Source organism: Pantoea sp. M_9, from assembly GCF_008631385.1.
GTDB classification, from domain to species: domain Bacteria; phylum Pseudomonadota; class Gammaproteobacteria; order Enterobacterales; family Enterobacteriaceae; genus Pantoea; species Pantoea eucrina.
In genome coordinates, this window is record NZ_VWUF01000003.1 from 89,014 (window position 1) to 109,235 (window position 20,222).

Sequence of the window (20,222 nt, forward strand, 5' to 3'; positions counted from 1 at the left end):
TATGACGTCGCGCCCCGTCCCGACTATCTCGGTCATTATTCCGAACTGGAACTGCGCCCCGTGGCTGCCGGAGACGATGCAGTCGCTGCTGCAGCAGACGTCGCCGGCAGATGAGATCATTATTATTGACGACGGCTCAACGGATGAGAGCGTAAGCTGGCTTACGGCGTTCGCTGCGGCGCATCCGCAGGTCACTTTGCTGAGCGGCAACCGCGGCGGCGTCAGCGCAGCGCGGATGAAAGGGCTGGCGGTCGCCACCGGCGATTTCCTCTATTTTATGGATGCCGATGACTTTATCTCCGCCACTCTCTTTGCCGATTTCCGGCGCGCGCAGGCGCAGCATACCGGACTTGAGCTGTTCTGCTTCGGCGCAAAAATGTTTTTCGACGTCCCGGAACCGCAGCGCCACTATCAGACGATTCATCAGCGTCACGTCAGCGGCCTTTTCTCCGGCGGCAGCGACAGCCTGCGCACGCTGATCCAGCATCAGTCGGCGCACCGGGTGATCTGGAGCAGCATCATTTCCCGGCAGCTGATTGAGCGGCTGGGGCTGAGTTTCCTGCCGATTCAGAATCATGAAGATGCGCCCTTTATGTTCGCACTCTATATGCAGGCACACAGCTTCTACTGCACCGGCGAGAGCTACTACTACAAGCGCTTTATGCAGAGTTCGCTGTCGCAAAGCACCCGCGACTTCTCCTGGATAAAAAATTACTTTATCGCCCGCGACAGTAGCGAAGCGTTTTTGCGAGAGCATCAGCTGCCGCAGGATGAGGCATTACTGGACGACTACTATCAGACCATTATGCATGGCTGCCTGGCACAGATCCGTAAACACCGCATTAAAGTACCTGCCGAGTGGCAGCCGCGGGTAAACAGCCTGGTGCGGCGCGTATTACGGCATAATACCCGGCTGAAACTGCTCTGGTATTGCCCGCCGCTCTATCACGGTCTGCAGGCGTGCCGTAATCGCCTGAGTCGTTATTCATCCCGCCGTTGATCGCGATCCTGTTCTGAGGTTCGTCACTAATTTACTTTTGCGCCAGAGCACCTTACCATTCTGGCGCACGTCTTCCCGTGCACCCGCTGTTTCTTCCTTTACTGCCATTCAGGAGAGTGCATGTTATATCCCATCGTCCGGCCCGCCCTGTTTAAACTCGATCCCGAGCGCGCGCATGAACTCACTTTCCAGCAGCTGCGTTTTATCAGCGGTACGCCGCTGGAGGGGCTGATTCGGCAGTCGCTGCCGGCGCGTCCGGTAAGCTGTATGGGCCTGACATTTCCCAACGCGCTGGGTCTGGCGGCCGGGCTGGATAAAAACGCGGAGTGCATTGATGCGTTTGGCGCGATGGGGTTTGGTTTTATTGAAGTCGGGACGGTAACGCCGCGCGCGCAGCCGGGAAATGATAAACCGCGTATGTTCCGTCTGGTTGAGGCGGGCGGCATCATTAACCGCATGGGATTTAATAACCACGGAGTTGATCATCTGGTAGAGAACGTCAAAAAAGCGCGATTTAAAGGCGTGCTGGGGATCAATATTGGTAAGAATAAAGATACCCCGGTTGAGCAGGGGAAAGAGGATTACCTGATCTGCATGGAGAAGGTCTACGCCCATGCGGGTTATATTGCGATAAATATCTCTTCACCTAACACGCCTGGCCTGCGTACGCTGCAATATGGCGATGCGTTGGACGATTTGCTGGCGGCGATTAAATTAAAACAGCAGGAACTACAGCAGCGACACCTTAAATATGTCCCGGTGGCCGTAAAGATTGCGCCGGATCTGTCTGAGGAGGAATTAATCCAGGTCGCTGACAGCCTGGTGCGCCACCAGATTGATGGTGTGATTGCAACCAATACCACGCTGGATCGTACGCTGGTTAGCGGACTTAAATATGCAGATGAAGCGGGCGGCCTGAGCGGACGCCCGGTTCAGGCGCGCAGCACAGAGGTGATCCGCCGGCTGGCGCAGGAGCTGCAGGGGCGCTTACCTGTTATTGGCGCTGGTGGAATAGATTCCCTCATCGCCGCACGGGAAAAAATTGCCGCGGGCGCCACGCTGGTGCAGATATACTCCGGATTTATTTATCAGGGACCAGCTTTAATTAAAGATATCGTGACCCACCTCTAAGACATATCTCACTTTCCCCGGCCAGGGGGTTTATTTCTCCCTCTGGCTCGTTTATATTTTCCCCTGTTGTTCTATTTTTCAGCTTTTTGCTTAAAGCGATATTTTATTTTTTAGGCGCCATTTAGCGCAGCAGAATCCCACAAGGCACATCATGAAAATCAAACCCGATGACAACTGGCGCTGGTATTATGACGCCGAGCATGACCGTATGATGCTTGATTTGGCTGATGGCACACTCTTCCGCTCCCGCTTCTCCCGCAAAATGCTGACGCCCGACGCTTTTAACAGCAGCGGATTTTGCGTCGATGACGCCGCACTCTATTTTAGTTTCGACGACCGCTGTCGTGAGAGCGAATTATCCGCTCATCAGCGTGCCGAGCTGATCCTGAATGCGCTGGTGGCAAGCCGCTTCCTCAAGCCGCTGATGCCAAAAAGCTGGCACTTCATCAGCCATAAACATAGCTGGCAGCCGGTCGCAGGCGATATGGTCACGGCTACGCTGGCTGAGAGCGGTGAGCAGGCACAGCTGCTGGTGGTAGAAAGCAGTGAAAACGCGGCGCTCTGTCTGGTGGCGCAGCCGGCGCTGAGCATGGCGGGAAAAAGCATGCAGCTTGGCGACGCGATCAAAATCATGAACGATCGCCTGCAGCCGCTGCAGCTGGCGACCTGGTACGCGCGCGCGGTTTAGCATTATGCTCCGTAAACCCCCGCCCAATCGGGCGGGGATATAAGCGCGGTAACATATAAAAGCGGCCGGGCTGACCGCGTTAGCCCACGGAGCGACTGTAAACCCTAAAGCCGCGTAATGCGGCTNGATATAAGCGCGGTAACATATAAAAGCGGCCGGGCTGACCGCGTTAGCCCACGGAGCGACTGTAAACCCTAAAGCCGCGTAATGCGGCTTAGGTAGGTTGCGTTGAAGTGGGAATCCTCGCCCTTTAGGGCGGGGAGCAGTCAACCCAGCTCAATGTCACTGGCCGGAATACAGCTGCAGCTCAGAATAGTGCCGTCAGCGCGTACGGCGCTCTGCTTTAACGGCCTGACGGTGCCGCCAACCAGCGTAACTTTACAGCTGCCGCACAGCCCGGCCCGGCAGGAGTAGGGAATACGAAACCCGGCCATCTCCAGCTGCTCCAGTAATACCTGCTGATTATCTCCCTCAAAACGCCGGCCCTGACAGGTAATGGTGACGCTGGCAGGCGCGCCTGTCTCTGCTGTCAGTGGAGTTTCAGTCTTGCCGGCACCATAGACGCGTGGGGTATGGCGTTCCAGAATCGTCACGCTGTCGCCGCTGCGGATCAGCCCGCTGTTCAGGGCTATCAGATTGAGGCCAAAATCGATATCACCGCTGCCATCCTGCGCGTTGCGAAAGCCCTGCAACGTAGTCAGCGGCTCCCCCGCCGGATGTTTCTCTCCGTTTTCCGTTCCGATAGTGGTAAATATGCAGCGGCTGCACGGTTTCGGCACGACAAACTCAACGTCACCGATTTGCAGCCGCTTCCAGCTATCTTCATCCCAGGCGGGGGCACCGCTGACCACCAGGTTAGGGCGAAACTGCTCCACGCGTACGCCAGCCGGGCAGCGCTGCTGCAGATCCTGCATTGACGCCATATTGATCAGCAGAAACGGATAGCCGTCGGCAAAGCCGAGCGGTACGGCGTCAAAACGCTTTACGCGTCGCGTCGGCGTCTCACCTGTCCAGCGCAGCTGTACCGGGCGCGGAAAATAGTCGCTCAGCCAGCGGTTAATCGCTTCCGGCGCGATGCGGGCAGTAAAGGTGTTGCCCCAGACAACGGTTTCGCTCTCTTCTGCCGCAAAGTCGGCGTAGCGGATCAGCGCCTGCTGACCGTCCGGCGCGTTAATCAGCAGGCCATCCGGCAGCACAACCGGCGTAAAACGCACCAGCTGCGGAAACTGCCGGGCGGTGATGAATGTCCCGTCTGGCTCGGTGATCATAAAGATGCGATCAAACGCCAGACCGCTCTGCAGTACCTGTGCATGCGACTGCTGCAGGCCGCGCATCGATTTGACCGGGTGAATATAAAGACGGGATAAGGTAATCATCATCGCTCCTTGCAGACAAAAAGAAGCTAACTTTATGACATAGGACGCTGATTCGCTATAATGCGCAGCAATTTTAGCAAGAGTATAAGTGACGATATGAATTCTCTGTTTGCCAGTACGGCGCGTGGGCTCGAAGAGCTGTTGAAAACTGAGCTGGACGCGCTGGGCGCGCAGGATTTGCAGGTGGTGCAGGGCGGCGTCCACTTCCGTGCCGACGATCGCGTAATGTACCAAAGCCTGCTGTGGAGCCGTCTGGCTTCACGTATTTTGCTGCCGCTGGGAGAATTCGGTGTCTGGAGTGACCTCGATCTCTATGTCGGCGCGCAGAGTATCCCCTGGGCTGAGCTGTTTGACAGCGAAACCACCTTTGCCATCCATTTCAGCGGCACCAACGACGTCATCCGCAACAGCCAGTTTGGCGCGCTGCGTATCAAAGATGCGATCGTTGACTGCTTTACGCGTCAGGATCTGCCGCGCCCCAGCGTGGATCGCGAGCAGCCTGGTATTCGCATTAACGCCTGGCTGAATAAAGATCGCGTCAGCATCGCACTGGATCTCAGCGGCACCGCGCTGCATCAGCGCGGCTATCGTCAGCAGACCGGTCAGGCGCCGCTGAAAGAGAATCTGGCGGCTGCCATTGTTATGCGTTCTGGCTGGCAGCCGGAAACGCCGCTGCTGGATCCGATGTGCGGTTCCGGTACGCTGCTGATTGAGGCGGCCTTAATTGCCTGCGATCGCGCGCCGGGTCTGCTGCGCAGCCACTGGGGCTTTAGCCGCTGGAAGCAGCATAACGCAGCGCTGTGGCAGGAGCTGCGCAGCGAAGCGCTGCAGCGCGCGCGCGCCGGCACCGCGGCCACCCAGGCACGCTTCTTTGGTTATGATAATGATGGCCGCGTGCTGGAGTGGGCGCGCGCTAACGCGCGTCGCGCCGGCGTTTTCGAGCTCTTCACCTTCGCGCAGCAGGATGTGCTGAAGCTGAGCAATCCGCTTGACGATAAAAGCGTGACCGGAACGGTGCTGAGCAACCCGCCTTATGGTGAGCGCCTGGAGAGCGAGCCGGCGCTGATTGCGCTGCACAGCCAGCTGGGCCGCATTATGAAGCAGCAGTTTGGCGGCTGGAATCTGTCGCTGTTCAGCGCCTCACCCGATCTGCTGAGCTGCCTGCAGCTGCGCGCGGAGCGCCAGTTTAAAGCGAAAAATGGCCCGCTGGAGTGCGTGCAGAAAAATTATCAGCTGGCGGCGTCCGGTGCGGCTGGCAGCGCGCAGATTGCAGAAGATTTTGCAAACCGCCTGCGCAAGAATTTGAAGAAACTGGAAAAGTGGGCGCGTCAGTCGGGCATTGAGTGTTATCGCCTCTATGATGCCGATCTGCCGGAGTATAATGTCGCCGTGGATCGCTACGCCGACTGGGTGGTGGTGCAGGAGTACGCGCCACCCAAAACCATCGACGCGGCCAAAGCGCGCCAGCGGCTGTTTGATGTCATCAGCGCCACGCTCAGCGTGCTGGAGATCCCGGCTAACAGGCTGGTGCTGAAAACCCGCGAGCGGCAAAAGGGCAAAAATCAGTATCAAAAACTGGGAGAAAAGGGCGAATTCTTTGAAGTACAGGAGTTCAACGCCCGGCTGCTGGTTAATCTTACTGACTACCTTGATACCGGCCTGTTCCTCGATCACCGTATCGCGCGGCAGATGCTCGGCCAGATGAGTAAAGGTAAAGACTTCCTGAACCTGTTCTCTTACACCGGCAGCGCCAGCGTGCACGCCGGGCTGGGCGGGGCAAAATCCACCACTACTGTTGATATGTCGCGCACCTACCTTGAGTGGGCGGAGCGCAACCTGCGCATTAATGGTCTGACCGGCCGTCAGCATCGCCTGCTGCACGCCGACTGCCTGAGCTGGCTGCGTGAAAGCGACGAGCAGTTTGACCTGATTTTTATCGATCCGCCGACCTTCTCCAACTCTAAACGTATGGAGGCGGATTTTGATGTGCAGCGCGATCATCTGATGCTGCTGCAAAACCTGAAGCGCATGCTGCGTCGCGGCGGCACCATTATGTTCTCCAACAACAAGCGCGGCTTCAAAATGGATCTGGAGGGCCTGCAACGGCTCGGCCTGCAGGCGCAGGAGATCACGCAAAAAACCCTGTCACAGGACTTTGCCCGTAATCGTCAAATTCACAACTGCTGGCTGGTCAGCCACGCCGGTAAGGAATAATTTATATGTCGTTGATCAGTATCCATGGTGCCTACCTCTCATTCAGCGACGCACCGCTGCTGGATAATACCGAACTGCACATCGAAGAGGGCGAACGCGTCTGTCTGGTGGGCCGTAACGGTGCCGGTAAATCCACATTAATGAAAATCATCAACGGTGAACAGCCGCTGGATGATGGGCGTATCATCTATGAGCAGGACCTGATCGTTTCGCGCCTGCAGCAGGATCCGCCGCGTAACATTACCGGTTCGGTGTATGACTTTGTCGCTGAGGGCGTGGCGGAACAGGCGGAGCATCTTAAAGCCTATCACGCCATTTCGCACAAAGTGATGGAGGATCCAAGCGAGAAAAACCTCAATGAAATGGGGCGGCTGCAGACGATTCTCGATCACCAGAATCTCTGGCAGCTCGACAGCCGTATCAACGATGTTCTGCAGCAGATTGGCCTGCAGGCTGATACAGAACTCTCTTCGCTCTCCGGCGGCTGGCTGCGTAAAGCGGCCCTGGGCCGGGCGCTGGTCAGTAACCCACGCGTGCTGATGCTGGATGAGCCTACTAACCACCTCGATATTGAAACCATCGACTGGCTGGAAACGTTCCTGAAAACCTTTACCGGCAGCATCGTGTTTATTTCGCATGACCGCTCGTTTATCCGCAATATGGCAACGCGCATTGTCGATCTCGATCGCGGCAAGCTGGTCTCCTGGCCGGGAGATTACGATCAGTTCCTGGTGGGTAAAGAGGAGGCGCTGCGGGTTGAAGAGATGCAGAATGCTGAATTTGACCGCAAGCTGGCGCAGGAAGAGGTGTGGATCCGTCAGGGGATCAAGGCGCGTCGTACCCGCAATGAAGGCCGCGTGCGGGCACTGAAAGCGCTGCGTCGCGAACGTTCCGAGCGTCGTGACGTAATGGGCAAAGCCAACATGCAGGTCGGCGAAGCGGCCCGCTCCGGAAAAATTGTCTTTGAGCTGGAGCACGTAAACTACGGCGTGGAAGGCAAAACGCTGGTTAAAGACTTTTCAGCCCAGGTCCAGCGCGGCGATAAAATTGCGCTGATTGGTCCTAACGGCTGCGGAAAAACCACGCTGCTGCGCCTGATGCTGGGGCAGCTGAAAGCGGACAGCGGACGGGTGCACTGCGGCACTAAGCTTGAAATTGCCTATTTCGATCAGCATCGCGCTGAACTCGATCCGGATCGGACCGTAATGGATAACCTCGCAGAAGGCAAACAGGAGGTGATGGTCAACGGTAAACCCCGTCACGTACTGGGTTATCTGCAGGACTTTCTGTTCCATCCGAAACGCGCCATGACGCCGGTACGCGCGCTGTCGGGCGGAGAGCGCAATCGCCTGCTGCTGGCGCGGCTGTTCCTGAAGCCGAGCAACCTGCTGATCCTCGATGAACCGACCAACGATCTGGACGTTGAAACGCTGGAGCTGCTGGAAGAGCTGGTCGACGGATATCAGGGCACCGTACTGCTGGTCAGCCACGATCGCCAGTTTGTGGATAACACCGTTACCGAATGCTGGATTTTTGAAGGCAACGGCGAAGTGGGTGCATTTGTGGGTGGCTATCATGATGCGCAGCAGCAGCGCGCGGCGTACAAACAGACACGCGTTGCCCCGCCGGTTTCCGCACCGGTGAAAACGGCTGAAAAAAATGAAACCGTCAAACGCAGCGCAGGCAAGCTAAGCTATAACCTGACGCGTGAACTGGAACAGCTGCCGCAAAAGCTGGAGCAGCTGGAAGCGCGGATTGGTGAGCTGCAGGCGCAGATGAGCCATCCCGATTTCTTCAGTCAGCCGCATGAAAAAACGCAGCCGGTGCTGGATACGCTGGCGCAGACGGAGCAGGAGCTGGAAACCGCCTTTGCCCGCTGGGAAGAGCTGGAAGCGCTGAAAAACGGCGCATAACACAGAGGAAAAGGGCATGTGCGCAACGTCGCCACAGGCGCAGCAGTGGATGCTCTGTCCACAGTGTGATTTAACCGTCAGGCTGCCCGCTGTGCCGGCGGGCAGCCGTGCCCGCTGCCCGCGCTGCCACACGCAGCTGCTGGCGAACTGGCATGAACCGCGCAGACGTCCTACCGGCTATGCGCTGGCGGCGCTGTTTATGCTGGTGCTGGCCAACCTGTTTCCGTTTATCGATATGCACGTCGCCGGCCTCTCCAGCCGCATTACGCTGCCGGAGATCCCGCGCGTCATGGTGCGGGAGGATTACCGCAGCCTGGCTTCCCTGTTTCTGCTGTTTGTGCAGGGTATCCCGGCTTTCTGCATGGTGACGATTTTGCTGCTGGTAAACCAGATTGCTCTGCCGCATCCGCTGCGGCGGGGACTGGCGCGTATTCTTTTTCAGCTGCGCAGCTGGGGCATGGCAGAGATCTTTATGGCCGGCGTGCTGGTGAGCTTCGTCAAGCTGATGGCGTATGGCGAGATCGGTTTAGGCAGCAGCTTCTGGCCCTGGTGCCTGTTCTGCCTGCTGCAGCTGCGCGCGTTCCAGTGTGTGGATCGGCGCTGGGTCTGGCAACAAATCGACGCGCTGCCCGCGCTGCCGTTTACGCCTCAGGCGGGAAAAAGTGGTCTGCAGCAGGGACTGCGCAGCTGCCCCTGCTGTACGGCTATTTTGCCGGCGACGCAGCCGCGCTGCGATCGCTGCGGGGTAGCCGCAGCACCGCGCCGCAGGCATAGCCTGCAGTGGACGCTGGCGCTGCTGCTGACCTCCGTTATGCTCTATATCCCGTCCAATATTATGCCGATCATGGTCACTGAGACGCTGGGTTCACAGTATCCCTCTACGATCATGGGCGGCGTTATCCTGCTGATGAGCGATGGTTCCTGGCCCGTTGCACTGGTGATTTTTATCGCCAGTATTATGGTGCCTTCGCTGAAAATGGTCGCTATTGGCTGGCTCTGCTGGCACGCCAGCGGGCGCGGTCAGCGGGATGGCGAAAAAATGAATCTGGTTTACGAAGTGGTGGAGTTTGTTGGCCGCTGGTCGATGATCGATGTGTTTGTTATTGCCGTGCTCTCTGCGCTGGTGCGTATGGGACAGCTGATGAACGTTTATCCCGCACCGGGAGCGCTGCTCTTTGCCCTGGTGGTGATATTAACCATGTTTGCCGCTATTACATTCGATCCGCGTCTGATTTGGGATCGCCAACAGGAAACTGAACGTAAGGAGCCGCGTCTTGACGGACAACAATCACGGGACTGCTAAGGTCGATCAGATCAAACGCTGGTCGCCAGTCTGGATCGTACCCATCGTTACGCTATTAATCGGCGGGTGGATCCTTTTTTATCACTTCAGCCATCAGGGGCCGCTGGTGACGCTGATCACCGAAAACGCCGAAGGCATCGTGGCGGGTAAAACCACCATCAAAAGCCGCAGCGTGGACGTGGGCACCGTAGAGAGTGCGGTGCTGACCGACGATTTGCATCATGTCGAGATCACAGCCCGTCTGAACGCCGGCATGGAGAAGCTGCTTTATAAAGACAGCGTGTTCTGGGTGGTTAAACCGCAGGTCGGACGCGAAGGGATCACCGGTCTTGGCACACTGCTTTCAGGCGCCTATATCGAGCTGCAGCCCGGTGCGAAAGGCGAACAGCCGGAACATTATCAGCTGCTCGACTCACCGCCGCTGGCACCACCGGATGCGAAAGGGATCCGCATAGTGCTCGACAGTAACAAAGCGGGTCAGCTCAATCCGGGCGATCCGGTGCTGTTCCGCGGTTACCGCGTCGGCACGGTGGAAACCAGCACCTTTGATACTGACAAACGTATGATGACCTACCAGCTGTTTATCACTGCGCCTTATGACCGGCTGGTGACCACGAATGTGCGTTTCTGGAAAGACAGCGGCATTGCCGTTGATATGTCTGCTTCGGGGATGCGCGTGGAGATGGGCTCTCTGACTACGCTGTTTAGCGGCGGTGTCAGTTTTGACGTACCGGATGGCTGGGATCTGGGTGAGGTCGCACAGAACAAAGCGGATTATCATCTTTATGACGATCAGCGCAGCATTCAGGATTCACTCTATACCCGACACACTGATTTCCTGATGTTCTTCAGTGATTCGATTCGCGGCCTGCAGGTGGGTGCACCGGTTGAGTTCCGCGGTATTCGCCTTGGAACCGTCGCCCAGGTGCCTTATATGATCCCGGGTATGGACCAGGCGCTGAACACAGATTATCGCGTGCCGGTGCTGATCCGCATTGAACCCGATCGCTTTACCGCACGACTGGGCAGTGATTTTAATCTGGAGCAGCATCTGCAGGATGGGAAGAAACGTGGCCTGCGCGGCACGCTGAAAACCGGCAACCTGCTCTCCGGCGCGCTGTTTGTCGATCTCGATTTCTACGATAAAGCGCCGGCCTATAAAGGACCGAACAGCGTGGCAGGCCTGGAGGTGATCCCGACCGTCAGCGGTGGTCTTAGCCAGATCCAGCAGAAGCTGATGGCGGCGCTGGATAAGATCAACGCGCTGCCGCTTAATCCGATGATTAATGAGGCGACCGGCACACTGAAAGAGAGTCAGCGCACGCTGCGTCAGCTGCAGAGTACGCTGAACAATCTCAACCAGCTCACCGGCAGTCCGGCAATGAAAACATTGCCTGCTGATATGCAGCAGACGCTGCGCGAACTCAACCGCAGCATGAAAGGGCTGCAGCCGGGATCGCCAGCGTACAACAAACTGGTGGGAGATATGCAGCGGCTTGATCAGGTGTTGCGTGAGCTGCAGCCGGTGCTGAAAACGCTGAACGCGAAAAGCAATGCCCTGGTATTTGAAGCGAAGCCAGGCCAGGATCCGCAGCCAAAGAGGGCGAAACAGTGAAAAAAGCCATCATCGCAGGAGCTATGTTGCTGCTGGCAGGGTGCAGCACAACCATCGACACCACCTACTATCAGCTGCCGGCAGGCAGCAGTACGGTACGCGTCGCCAGCAGCGCGGGCAGCAGCCAGCCGATGCTGTGGGTAGAACATGTGAACGTGCCTGACTATCTGGCAGGCAACGGACTGGTTTATCAGACCAGCGATGTCAAATATGTTATTGCCACCAATAATCTCTGGGCCAGCCCGCTCGATCAGCAGCTGCAGCAGACGCTGATTGCTAATCTGAGTCAGGCGCTGCCGGACCGCGTGGTCGCCGCGTCACCGCATGGAGAGGGCTACGATACGCTTAACGTCAGCGTAAGTGGTTTTCAGGGACGTTACGACGGTCGGGTTGTGGTGAGCGGCGAATGGCTGCTGCAGCATCAGGATCGGTTAATCAAGCGCAGCTTTAGTCTGACGTTGCCGCAAAATGAGGATGGTTATGATGCACTGGTCCGCACGCTGGCCGCAGGCTGGCAGCAGACCGCACAGCAGATCGCGAACAGTGTGGCTTCGCTAAATTAGGAATTGGTTTAGATCATTGCTAAGTCCCTGATTCTTCGTAGCAACGCTGCGCCGGAGATCGGGGGCTTTTTTTTGCCTAATCAGAAACATAGACACTGCTTTGACATTTCTTTATGTCATTTTAACGGCAAACCCGTGACGCTGGCGTGAATTTTGCGCATTGCTTTTTCTGCGCATTGGGGTTAGAACTTTACTGTGGCTGAACATTAATTCGCCACTCTTTCTTTCCACCAGATTCCACCAGACCTGAAATGAGGGAAACGCGGTATGAAGAGACAGAAGAGAGACCGTTTAGAACGTGCACATTCACGCGGTTATCAGGCCGGCATTACTGGCCGCTCTAAGGAGCTGTGCCCCTATCAACTGATCGATGCGCGGTCTCACTGGCTGGGAGGCTGGCGTCAGGCCATGGAGGACAGGTCGGCGGTGGCGTAGCCCTGCCGGATGTCAGCAAAGGGAAAACCTCCGCCGCGGCGGAGGTTTTGTTAAGCAGGATCAGAATGCAGAGGTATCTTTAAACAGACCGACTTTCAGATCGGTAGCGGTGTAGATCAGATTACCGTCAACAAAGACTTCACCATCTGCAACACCCATCACCAGCTTGCGGTTGATTACGCGCTTGAAGTGAATTTTATAGGTCACTTTTTTCGCTGTTGGCAGCACCTGACCGGTAAACTTCACTTCGCCCACGCCCAGCGCACGGCCTTTGCCTTCCGCGCCTAACCAGCCGAGATAGAAACCAACCAGCTGCCACATGGCATCCAGGCCCAGACAGCCAGGCATAACCGGATCGCCTTTGAAATGGCAATCGAAGAACCAGAGATCGGGACGAATATCCAGTTCAGCTTCAACAAAACCTTTGTCGAAGTTACCGCCATCTTCGGTCATTTTGACCACACGGTCCATCATCAACATGTTGTCAGAGGGCAGCGGTGGCCCATTTTCGCCGAACAGTTCGCCGCGACCTGAGGCAACCAGGTCTTCTTTGCTATAGGATTCGCGTTTATCTACCATGTTCTCAATATGCCTTCTTTTAGTGAAGCCCGAATATTAGCGAACAGTTGTACGCCGGGCAATGCCCCTATTTGTGGTTAAACCAGTTGAGCCAGCGTAATGGCCATGGACGGGGTGCAGATTCCTGCTGGTTAAACTGCGTAATGCGGGTCTGAATCATAGTCAGCAGCGATTCACCGCTCTCACTCTGCCACGCCACGCCGGTCAGCAGCGGCAGGGCTTCATCAATACGGTCAATCGCCCAGAGATGGAACTCTCCTGCTTTCACCGCGTCAACGATCTCCTGACTAAGACTGAGATGACGCACGTTAGAGGCAGGCAGAATAACGCCCTGTTTACCGGTCAGCTCACGCGCCTGGCAGACATGAAAAAATCCTTCGATTTTTTCATTGAGGCCACCGACCGGCTGCACATTGCCAAACTGATCAACAGAGCCGGTCACCGCAATCTGCTGGCTCAGCGGCTGATTGGCCAGCGCGCTGATCAACGCGCACAGCTCTGCCAGCGAGGCGCTGTCACCATCTACCTCAGAGTAAGATTGTTCAAACACCATCGAAGCAGAGAAGGGCAGTGGCTGATCGAGCTCCAGCTCAGCAATCAGGTAGGCCTGCATAATCATCATGCCTTTGGCATGGATGTTACCGCCCAGCTCAGCTTTACGCTCCACGTCGTTGAGTTCGCCATCGCCCGGATGCACCACGCAGGTAATACGCGACGGCTCACCCCAGGCGCGCGGGTGCCCCGGAAACTCAATAACCGACAGGCCATTGATCTGTCCGATAACCTCGCCGTCTGTTTCAATCATGATCTGATTTAGCAGGATCTCATCGCGCATGCGTTCAGTCAGGTAGTTTTCCCGCCACTGGCGCGCTTCAAGTGCCTCCGTCAGCGCTTCACCATTAATGATGTCGCCGTGCAGGGCGGCCTCATGCAGCTGTCGCCTCAGCCAGCGCGGACAGAGCGGCAGCGTATCCTGATCGCCGGAAAAACGTACCGCTTCCGTCAGCAGCGGTGGCCAGAAATCAGCCTCCGGAGCATTAAGATCTGCCCGTGCTGCCTGCGTCAGAACCCACTGACACCAGTTGAGCATATCGCTCTCATCAGCAATCTGCAGGTTCTCTTCAAACTCACTGTAGAGCGCCATTTCGTGCACTTCGGCATCCAGCTCCTGAAAACTGGCCAGCGCATCGCGATCGCCGCACAGAACCAGCCGGACGCTGAGCGGCAGAGCCGGAATTGTCACCGGCAGGGGCTGTCGCTCATCCTGCGAATACCACTCAAACCGCTGCAGTTCAATACACCGGCGCAGACGCAGCCAGAGCAGGGGCTGTGCCAGCAGCGTATTAATAGACAGGATCAGCGTACCGCCGTTGGCGCGATGCAGCAGCCCGGGCTCCGGCATCACGCGATCTTTATACTTGCGCACGCAGCCAAACAGCTGCTCTGCTTCGATCCAGTCAGCATAAAATACGCCGCCGCTGCTGGTAAAAGGACGGTTGATGTCTGAAGGCGGCAGCAGCGTAACGGTGTCGCCCATCACATGATAGTCACCGCCATAGAGCTGCCCGGCATCAGGCTGAAAACGCCGTGCGGCTTCGGCAATCCAGGCGAGATAGTCGCTATTTTCCTGGCTGCGTAACAGCAGCAGCGGAAAACCCGCAGACTGATGGTGTAAATGCGCCAGCGCATTCAGCAAACGCGGCTGAACCGCGGCAAGGCTATCGCTATCTTTCAGTGAAACCGTTGAAAAAAGGGTCTGCCAGGGGGTGCTATCTGGCTGCAGGGCTTGCCACGTAAGTTGGTTGCTGGTCAAAATATTCGCATTAGTCTGATTTAGGAAAAGCGTGATTATACAGGATACAACCGGGTTTATCACGGCGAGTTCCGGTAGTGGGTGTGACAGAAGCGACATGTTTTTCGTTGCTGCATCGAGTAAAAAAGCTGTTATTCTTAGATTGTTACGTGGTCACGGTGGGATTCCGATGAAATACCAGCAGCTTGAAAATCTGGAAAGTGGATGGAAATGGAAATACCTGGTGAAAAAACATCGGGAGGGGGAGCTGATCACCCGCTATCTGGAACTCAGCGCGGCACAGGCTGCGGTTGACGCGCTGCTTGCGCTGGAAAATACGCCGGTTGAGGTGAACCAGTGGATTGCGCAGCATATTCATCCCGGTCTGGAAAATCGCCTGAAGCAAACCATACGTGCCCGCCGCAAGCGTCACTTTAATGCTGAACACCAGCATACGCGTAAAAAATCGATCGATTTAGAGTATCTGGTGTGGCAACGGCTGGCGGGTCTGGCGCAGCGCCGCCACTGCACGCTCTCTGAAACAATTGTACAGCTGATTGAAGACGCCGAACGGAAAGAGAAATATGCCAGCCAGATGTCTACGTTAAAGCAGGATCTGCAGGCCATCTTAGGCAGTGAAGAGAACAAAAAGTAAGCAGGCAGCAGAAACAAAAAACCCCGCCGGAGCGGGGTTTTTTTTACGCGATAACTTAAGCCTGTGGCTGAGTTACAACGTCTTTGATGCCTTTCACGTCGATCTCAACGCGACGGTCTGGACCCAGGCAGTCGATCAGGGCATTACGGCCTTTCACGCTGTCACAGGTGTTGCCAGTAACCGGGTTGGATTCGCCCATGCCACGTGCAGAGATTTTGTTAGCCGGAATACCTTTAGATACCAGGTAGTCGACAACAGACTGAGCACGTTTCTCAGACAGTTTCTGGTTGTACTGGTCTGAACCGATGCGGTCGGTAAAGCCCAGAACCACAACGGAACCATCTTTAGGATCCATTGAGCTCAGCTGGCTGTACAGCTGATCCAGAGCCTGCTGGCCTTCTGGCTTCAGGGTAGATTTGTTAAAGGTGAACAGCACGTCAGATTTCAGAGTGAAACGCTTGGTTTCAACAACCGGAGCTGGTGCCGGAGCTGGTGCAGCGATTGGTGCAGCAGCTTCATCCTGACCGAAGCGGTATGCAACGCCTACGCTCAGCATGCCGTTGTCTGGACGCGCGCCAACGGTACCTGCATCACCAATGTTGTTAACCCACTGGTAATCCAGACGGGTTGCCCAGTTTTTGGTCACTGCGTATTCAACACCCACTGCAGCCAGCGGAGAAACGCCGGTGTCGTGGTCGCTGCGGCGTTCGCCGGTCAGAGTGTTGTTCTGGGTAGAATCTGCACGCCATACCATGCCACCCAGACGGGTGTACACGTCAAGGTCATCAGCAATTGGGTAGCTCAGTTTAGCTGCCAGCTGAACGCCCTGCGCTTTGAATGCGCCGTTGATGTTGTCGCCTTTGTTAGGCATACGGCCCAGCCAGTCATAGCCCAGCTCGAAGCCCAGGTATGGGTTCGCCTGATAGCCCAGGAAAGCACCTGCGCCCAGCTGAGATTCGTGAGTTGGACCGTCGTTGTTCGCGTAACCGTTACCGTAGTAACCAGTATCGTGATACTGAGACCAGCCCAGTTTAGCACCGGTGTACCAGGTGTCATCTTTAGGAGCGGCCTGCGCTACGGTAGCGAAGCCAGCCAGTGCCACTGCAATTGCGATAGCTGTCTTTTTCATTTTGCGCCTCGTTATCATCCAAATAGGCAATGAGCAAAAAGGTTGCTCTTGGTTGTAATCCTTCGCCGGGTCTGAACGCTCGCTTATGACTCTACCGAAAAAACGGAGGTTATTGAGCACCCTGGCGAGCTAAAGTCTACAACGAGATTGAAAACTTACAAGTATGATGTGAGGTGAGCAGGTAAAAAAACAGGTGTAAATACACACATTTTAACAATTGACGGGGCAAAATTTTCGTTCTGTAAATAGAGAATTGCAGCTAAGCCCTTGTCCTGACTGGCGGGAACATTATCAGTAGCTTAGCGGCAACAGGCCGGAAAAAAAAGCTGAGATAAATCTCACTTTTTACTTAATGAAACAAATCCGAGGGAATTTTTGTGCTTCCGGGTTGTCTGGCAGAAATGATATCAGCTTCTTCCGGTCGCATAATCAGACCCAAAGCTTCGCCTTCTTCTGCTGCCTGCTGCAGCATCTGACGCTCAGTTTCATGCAGCTCCGGTATCCACGCCAGCACTACGCTGTAATTTCCGGTACGCAGCGCTTTCACCATATTCTCAACCGTACTGAGCCGATCTGATTCAGTAATATGCATACTTTTCTCAAGCGGCAGACCAGCCTGCTGGATCCAGCGGCGGCTCACTTTGTGCGTCGGCGTCAGCCAAAGCTGCCAGCGTGACTGTTCGCTCAGCTGTTTGAGCACCGGAAGCAGAAGCAATTGCATCATGCCAGGATGCTCACTGTAGCGTAATTCCGTTATACCGCCCATTGACGGCTGAACTGCAGTGGAAGGCGCTAACCAGGAGGAACGATCAACAGGGCCAGAGAAATGCGTGCGCATAATATACTCGCTCAGTAGTGAACTGGATGAATGTACAGTACTGTTTAAATTAACAGAGATCAACTTCATTTTCTGAAAATGTCTCTCAAAACTGGCAGAAGATGGCACCAAAGGCGTTTTATTCATTGAATCAGTAAATCGTTTTTTTTATCTTCTAACTGAATGAATAGTCACTGTTTTATAGGAAATACCCTGCACAAGGAATGAGGAAAAGGGACATGATAAAGCGAAAAAATGAGGTAGTAGAACAATCGATCGACGCCCTGTCGGTTCTGGGAGATATAGAGTCGCGTACGCAGTTTGGCGGCTATGCTCTGGCCATTGAGCGCGTGGTGTTCGCCTATATCGATAATGACACGCTCTACCTGCGCGCCAGTGAGGCGCTGCGGCTTTATACCGTTCAGCGGCCGCTGGAGCCGCTGGTTTACCGTAAGCGCGGCATCCCTGTCACCCTGAGCTACTTCAAAGTTGATCAGCAGCTATGGCAGGACAGGGGGCAGCTGATCCGTTTGTCAGCCAGCTCCCTGCAGGCGGCACAGGCTGATGCCGCAGTAAAACATATTTCGCTGCGGCTCAAAGATCTTCCTAATCTCAGTTTGCGTATGGAGCTGATGCTGCATAAAGCGGGGATCAGTTCGGTGGAATCGCTGCAGGAAATGGGGTCACGACAGAGCTGGCTTAAGCTGCGCAGCGTCAACAAGCATGTCGGGTTGAAAACGCTGCTGGCACTTGAAGGGGCGATCTCTGGCCATCATCAGGCGGCGCTTCCGGCTGACGTAAAAGAGGCGCTGAGCAGCTGGTATCAGGAGCGGCTACGCCGGTAAACCCGAGAGCCGCTGTTACTGTTTCAGGCCTGCGCCAGAGCGCGGCGCAGGCGGGCGATCTCAGGCAGCAGTGTGATCAGTAAATCGAGCTGCTGCAAAATCAACGGTGCCTGGGCTTCAGAGCTGGTTTTCAGTTCGCCGATGCGCTGCTGAAGCGTATGTTGCATCGCGGCTACCCGTTCGTTCGTCACGCACTCAATCTGTAAAACATCCTCAACAAAACAGACGGCGTCATCAAGCAGCGTGAGCAGTTTCCCCGGTGTTAAGCGGGTGCGATGTGCGCCCAGCGCTGAGATATAGCTCAGAAACGAGTGATTAAGACAGAGCAGTCTGAAGGCGTGCTCCCGCAGCGTCTGCTCTGCCCGGCGCTCACTATTTATATTCGATACCACAGAGGCGAGTTCGGCGTCAGCGTTGTGCGCATCCCGGCGTGCGACCCGGTAAGCCAGCCGGTTATCTTTGCCCTGATGATACTGTTCCATGATGGCATCCAGATAGCGGCAGTTAGCATTCAGCGCGCGATCGGCTATGGTGGTGAGCTTGCGAAAACGCCAGTCAGGCCAGACAAACGCCACCGCCAGCCAGGCGAGTCCGCATCCCAGAAGCGTATCAACAATACGCGGCAGGGCCACGTCAAAGCCTTCACCCAGCAAATTGAAGCAGAGCAGTACTAGCAGGGTAATAAACAGCGTGGCCTGCGCATACTGAATCTGACGGAAAGCAAAAAACAGCACGCCGCTGAGGACGATCAGCAGCAGCTGCCCCTCTACCGAGGGCACCAGCCACAGCACCGGCAGCCCGATTGCCACCCCTGCCAGCGTCCCCCCGATACGCAGCGCCAGCCGGCGACGCGTGGCGTTATAGTTGGGCTGACAGACAAACAGGCTGGTAAGCAGTATCCAGTAACCGCGCTGCAGCCCGGTAATCTGAATAAAGGCATAACCTATACAGAGCACTAGCGACATTCGGATGGCGTGACGAAACAGCGGAGAGGCGGGCGTAAGGTGACGGCTCAGACGCAGACGTATATCGGACCAGCCACGCAGCGTGTCACGCGAAAGATGGTGCTCACTCTGCAACGGCATCTCAAACAGCTGCTGTTCTGAAGCAAGCGAAGCAAGTTGCGCATCAATGGCACGCAGATTACGCGATAACCAGTAGAGCGGGGCAGTATGTCCGGCATCGGGGTCGCTTTGCTGCAGTCGCTCAAGGGCCGTCTCAAGGCGTGCAAAAGCCCGCTCGAAATGGCTGCTGTGATGCCAGCGCTGGCGCAGTACGATCGTTTCAGCCAGCTGGCGACACGCCTGCGCCTGCATATTCAGCAGACGCTGAAAACGGAACAGGATCTCATTGTAACGCCAGTTATTTCGTAGCTGATGATACTGTATGTGCGAAGAGCTGGCGCGCTCATGAATATCCTGCGCCACAAAATAGTAATGCAGGCTGCGGCGGGTACTGCGCGAACCCCGATCGCCGCGCAGCCGGCTCTGAATGGTATTTTTAGTCTGATTCAGCTGCGCGACTAACTGGCTGTTAGCCATTGCGGTGGCAATCAGAGCGGCATCATCCTGCTCACCACCATCCGGGTCAAACAGGTTGGCTTTCGCCTCAAGATAACGCGCCAGCTGGGAAAAGCTGGCCGCCAGCTGCTCCTGAACGGGCCGCACCGGAAACATCAGGTGCCCAATAAAGGTCAGCAGGTTGTACCAGAGCGCCCCCGCCAGCAGCAGCGCGGGCTGCATCCACCATTCTGGAAAGAGCCCGATACCCAGCATGGTATATACCGCAATCAGCAGGGCACCAAACGCGATAGTCGCATAACGCTGGCCAAGCGCGCCCAGCAGGATAAACCCCCAGCTTGAGAGCGCCAGGCCGGCAGCGAACGCCCAGGGGCTGGGGAAAAGCAGCTCAACAGAGACCGACGCGATACAGAAGCAGCACAGGGTGATGATCAGATTGCGCAGACGGCCTGTCCAGCGATCGTCAAGATCGGCCAGCGCAGCAGCGACCACGCCCAGCGTAAGCGGAATAGTCCACTCTACCTGCTGCAGCCACCAGGGAAACGCGGCGCAGCCCGACAGCGCCAGAAAAATACGCAGCAGATAGCGCAGGCTGCTGTTAAACAGATAGCGGCGCCAGGCGGGCATAGCGTCGGACATAAACCGAA

The 20,222-nt window shown here is 56.1% G+C and carries 17 protein-coding genes; 11 read left to right on the top strand and 6 right to left on the bottom strand.

The genetic code is table 11. The annotated features are described in order from the left end of the window. Position 1: 1 nt before the first annotated feature. The 3 genes from F3I15_RS07195 to F3I15_RS07205 all read left to right on the top strand — a co-directional run bounded on the left by F3I15_RS07195 (position 2) and on the right by F3I15_RS07205 (position 2,819). Positions 2–1,000 (top strand): glycosyltransferase, encoded by a 999-nt coding sequence (locus F3I15_RS07195; RefSeq protein WP_150017268.1) that lies wholly within the window; start codon positions 2–4, stop codon positions 998–1,000. Between the two features lie 120 nt (positions 1,001–1,120). Further along, entirely contained in the window at positions 1,121–2,131 is a 1,011-nt protein-coding gene (gene pyrD, locus F3I15_RS07200) for a quinone-dependent dihydroorotate dehydrogenase (RefSeq protein WP_150017269.1), read from the top strand. A gap of 151 nt (positions 2,132–2,282) precedes the next feature. Continuing rightward, on the top strand, positions 2,283–2,819 hold the full coding sequence (locus F3I15_RS07205) for a cell division protein ZapC (protein WP_039383627.1): 537 nt from the start codon (positions 2,283–2,285) through the stop codon (positions 2,817–2,819). A 266-nt stretch (positions 2,820–3,085) separates the two neighbouring features. Here the strand turns inward: F3I15_RS07205 and F3I15_RS07210 are convergent, their stop codons facing one another. Next, positions 3,086–4,195: a YcbX family protein gene (locus F3I15_RS07210; protein ID WP_150017467.1), complete on the bottom strand. Its 1,110-nt coding sequence runs from the start codon at positions 4,193–4,195 to the stop codon at positions 3,086–3,088. A 96-nt stretch (positions 4,196–4,291) separates the two neighbouring features. Between F3I15_RS07210 and rlmKL the strand changes: the two genes are divergently transcribed. The 6 genes from rlmKL to rmf all read left to right on the top strand — a co-directional run bounded on the left by rlmKL (position 4,292) and on the right by rmf (position 12,238). Then, the gene (gene rlmKL, locus F3I15_RS07215; RefSeq protein WP_150017270.1) at positions 4,292–6,409 is read left to right on the top strand and encodes a bifunctional 23S rRNA (guanine(2069)-N(7))-methyltransferase RlmK/23S rRNA (guanine(2445)-N(2))-methyltransferase RlmL; all 2,118 of its coding nucleotides are present in this window, start codon (positions 4,292–4,294) and stop codon (positions 6,407–6,409) included. A gap of 5 nt (positions 6,410–6,414) precedes the next feature. Continuing rightward, positions 6,415–8,322: an ABC transporter ATP-binding protein gene (locus tag F3I15_RS07220; RefSeq protein WP_150017271.1), complete on the top strand. Its 1,908-nt coding sequence runs from the start codon at positions 6,415–6,417 to the stop codon at positions 8,320–8,322. Positions 8,323–8,338: 16 nt separating this feature from the next. After that, entirely contained in the window at positions 8,339–9,625 is a 1,287-nt protein-coding gene (pqiA, locus tag F3I15_RS07225; RefSeq protein ID WP_150017272.1) for a membrane integrity-associated transporter subunit PqiA, read from the top strand. Next, complete coding sequence (gene pqiB / locus F3I15_RS07230) at positions 9,597–11,240, top strand: intermembrane transport protein PqiB (RefSeq protein WP_150017273.1); 1,644 nt, start codon at positions 9,597–9,599, stop codon at positions 11,238–11,240. Before pqiA ends, pqiB begins: the two co-directional genes overlap by 29 nt. Next, positions 11,237–11,803, top strand: coding sequence for a membrane integrity-associated transporter subunit PqiC (gene pqiC / locus F3I15_RS07235; RefSeq protein WP_150017274.1), 567 nt, complete (start codon positions 11,237–11,239; stop codon positions 11,801–11,803). Before pqiB ends, pqiC begins: the two co-directional genes overlap by 4 nt. 267 nt (positions 11,804–12,070) lie before the next feature. After that, positions 12,071–12,238: a ribosome modulation factor gene (gene rmf / locus F3I15_RS07240; protein ID WP_071668711.1), complete on the top strand. Its 168-nt coding sequence runs from the start codon at positions 12,071–12,073 to the stop codon at positions 12,236–12,238. A 60-nt stretch (positions 12,239–12,298) separates the two neighbouring features. On the opposite strand, the gene fabA is transcribed toward rmf, so the two are convergent. After that, positions 12,299–12,817 (bottom strand): bifunctional 3-hydroxydecanoyl-ACP dehydratase/trans-2-decenoyl-ACP isomerase, encoded by a 519-nt coding sequence (gene fabA, locus F3I15_RS07245; protein ID WP_039383641.1) that lies wholly within the window; start codon positions 12,815–12,817, stop codon positions 12,299–12,301. A 67-nt stretch (positions 12,818–12,884) separates the two neighbouring features. Continuing rightward, on the bottom strand, positions 12,885–14,729 hold the full coding sequence (locus tag F3I15_RS07250) for a Lon protease family protein (protein WP_150017275.1): 1,845 nt from the start codon (positions 14,727–14,729) through the stop codon (positions 12,885–12,887). A 70-nt stretch (positions 14,730–14,799) separates the two neighbouring features. On the opposite strand from F3I15_RS07250, the gene matP reads away from it, so the two are divergent. Continuing rightward, complete coding sequence (gene matP, locus F3I15_RS07255) at positions 14,800–15,264, top strand: macrodomain Ter protein MatP (protein ID WP_139074201.1); 465 nt, start codon at positions 14,800–14,802, stop codon at positions 15,262–15,264. A 55-nt stretch (positions 15,265–15,319) separates the two neighbouring features. Here matP and ompA read toward each other — a convergent pair whose 3' ends face one another. After that, on the bottom strand, positions 15,320–16,393 hold the full coding sequence (ompA, locus tag F3I15_RS07260; RefSeq protein WP_039383647.1) for a porin OmpA: 1,074 nt from the start codon (positions 16,391–16,393) through the stop codon (positions 15,320–15,322). A gap of 349 nt (positions 16,394–16,742) precedes the next feature. Then, the gene (gene sulA, locus F3I15_RS07265; protein WP_150017469.1) at positions 16,743–17,231 is read right to left on the bottom strand and encodes an SOS-induced cell division inhibitor SulA; all 489 of its coding nucleotides are present in this window, start codon (positions 17,229–17,231) and stop codon (positions 16,743–16,745) included. A 221-nt stretch (positions 17,232–17,452) separates the two neighbouring features. Here sulA and F3I15_RS07270 point away from each other — a divergent pair, with 221 nt between their 5' ends. Continuing rightward, entirely contained in the window at positions 17,453–18,055 is a 603-nt protein-coding gene (locus tag F3I15_RS07270) for a TfoX/Sxy family DNA transformation protein (RefSeq protein ID WP_150017471.1), read from the top strand. Between the two features lie 23 nt (positions 18,056–18,078). On the opposite strand, the gene yccS is transcribed toward F3I15_RS07270, so the two are convergent. Beyond that, on the bottom strand, positions 18,079–20,214 hold the full coding sequence (gene yccS / locus F3I15_RS07275; protein ID WP_150017276.1) for a YccS family putative transporter: 2,136 nt from the start codon (positions 20,212–20,214) through the stop codon (positions 18,079–18,081). Positions 20,215–20,222 lie beyond the last annotated feature (8 nt).

Excerpts from the sequence above, each read along its gene's own strand:
- F3I15_RS07195 (WP_150017268.1), top strand. The coding sequence starts at position 2 with ATGACGTCGCGCCCCGTCCCGACTATCTCGGTCATTATTCCGAACTGG.
- pyrD (WP_150017269.1), top strand. The coding sequence starts at position 1,121 with ATGTTATATCCCATCGTCCGGCCCGCCCTGTTTAAACTCGATCCCGAG.
- F3I15_RS07205 (WP_039383627.1), top strand. The coding sequence starts at position 2,283 with ATGAAAATCAAACCCGATGACAACTGGCGCTGGTATTATGACGCCGAG.
- F3I15_RS07210 (WP_150017467.1), bottom strand. The coding sequence starts at position 4,195 with ATGATTACCTTATCCCGTCTTTATATTCACCCGGTCAAATCGATGCGC.
- rlmKL (WP_150017270.1), top strand. The coding sequence starts at position 4,292 with ATGAATTCTCTGTTTGCCAGTACGGCGCGTGGGCTCGAAGAGCTGTTG.
- F3I15_RS07220 (WP_150017271.1), top strand. The coding sequence starts at position 6,415 with ATGTCGTTGATCAGTATCCATGGTGCCTACCTCTCATTCAGCGACGCA.
- pqiA (WP_150017272.1), top strand. The coding sequence starts at position 8,339 with ATGTGCGCAACGTCGCCACAGGCGCAGCAGTGGATGCTCTGTCCACAG.
- rmf (WP_071668711.1), top strand. The coding sequence starts at position 12,071 with ATGAAGAGACAGAAGAGAGACCGTTTAGAACGTGCACATTCACGCGGT.
- fabA (WP_039383641.1), bottom strand. The coding sequence starts at position 12,817 with ATGGTAGATAAACGCGAATCCTATAGCAAAGAAGACCTGGTTGCCTCA.
- F3I15_RS07250 (WP_150017275.1), bottom strand. The coding sequence starts at position 14,729 with ATGTCGCTTCTGTCACACCCACTACCGGAACTCGCCGTGATAAACCCG.
- matP (WP_139074201.1), top strand. The coding sequence starts at position 14,800 with ATGAAATACCAGCAGCTTGAAAATCTGGAAAGTGGATGGAAATGGAAA.
- ompA (WP_039383647.1), bottom strand. The coding sequence starts at position 16,393 with ATGAAAAAGACAGCTATCGCAATTGCAGTGGCACTGGCTGGCTTCGCT.
- sulA (WP_150017469.1), bottom strand. The coding sequence starts at position 17,231 with ATGCGCACGCATTTCTCTGGCCCTGTTGATCGTTCCTCCTGGTTAGCG.
- yccS (WP_150017276.1), bottom strand. The coding sequence starts at position 20,214 with ATGTCCGACGCTATGCCCGCCTGGCGCCGCTATCTGTTTAACAGCAGC.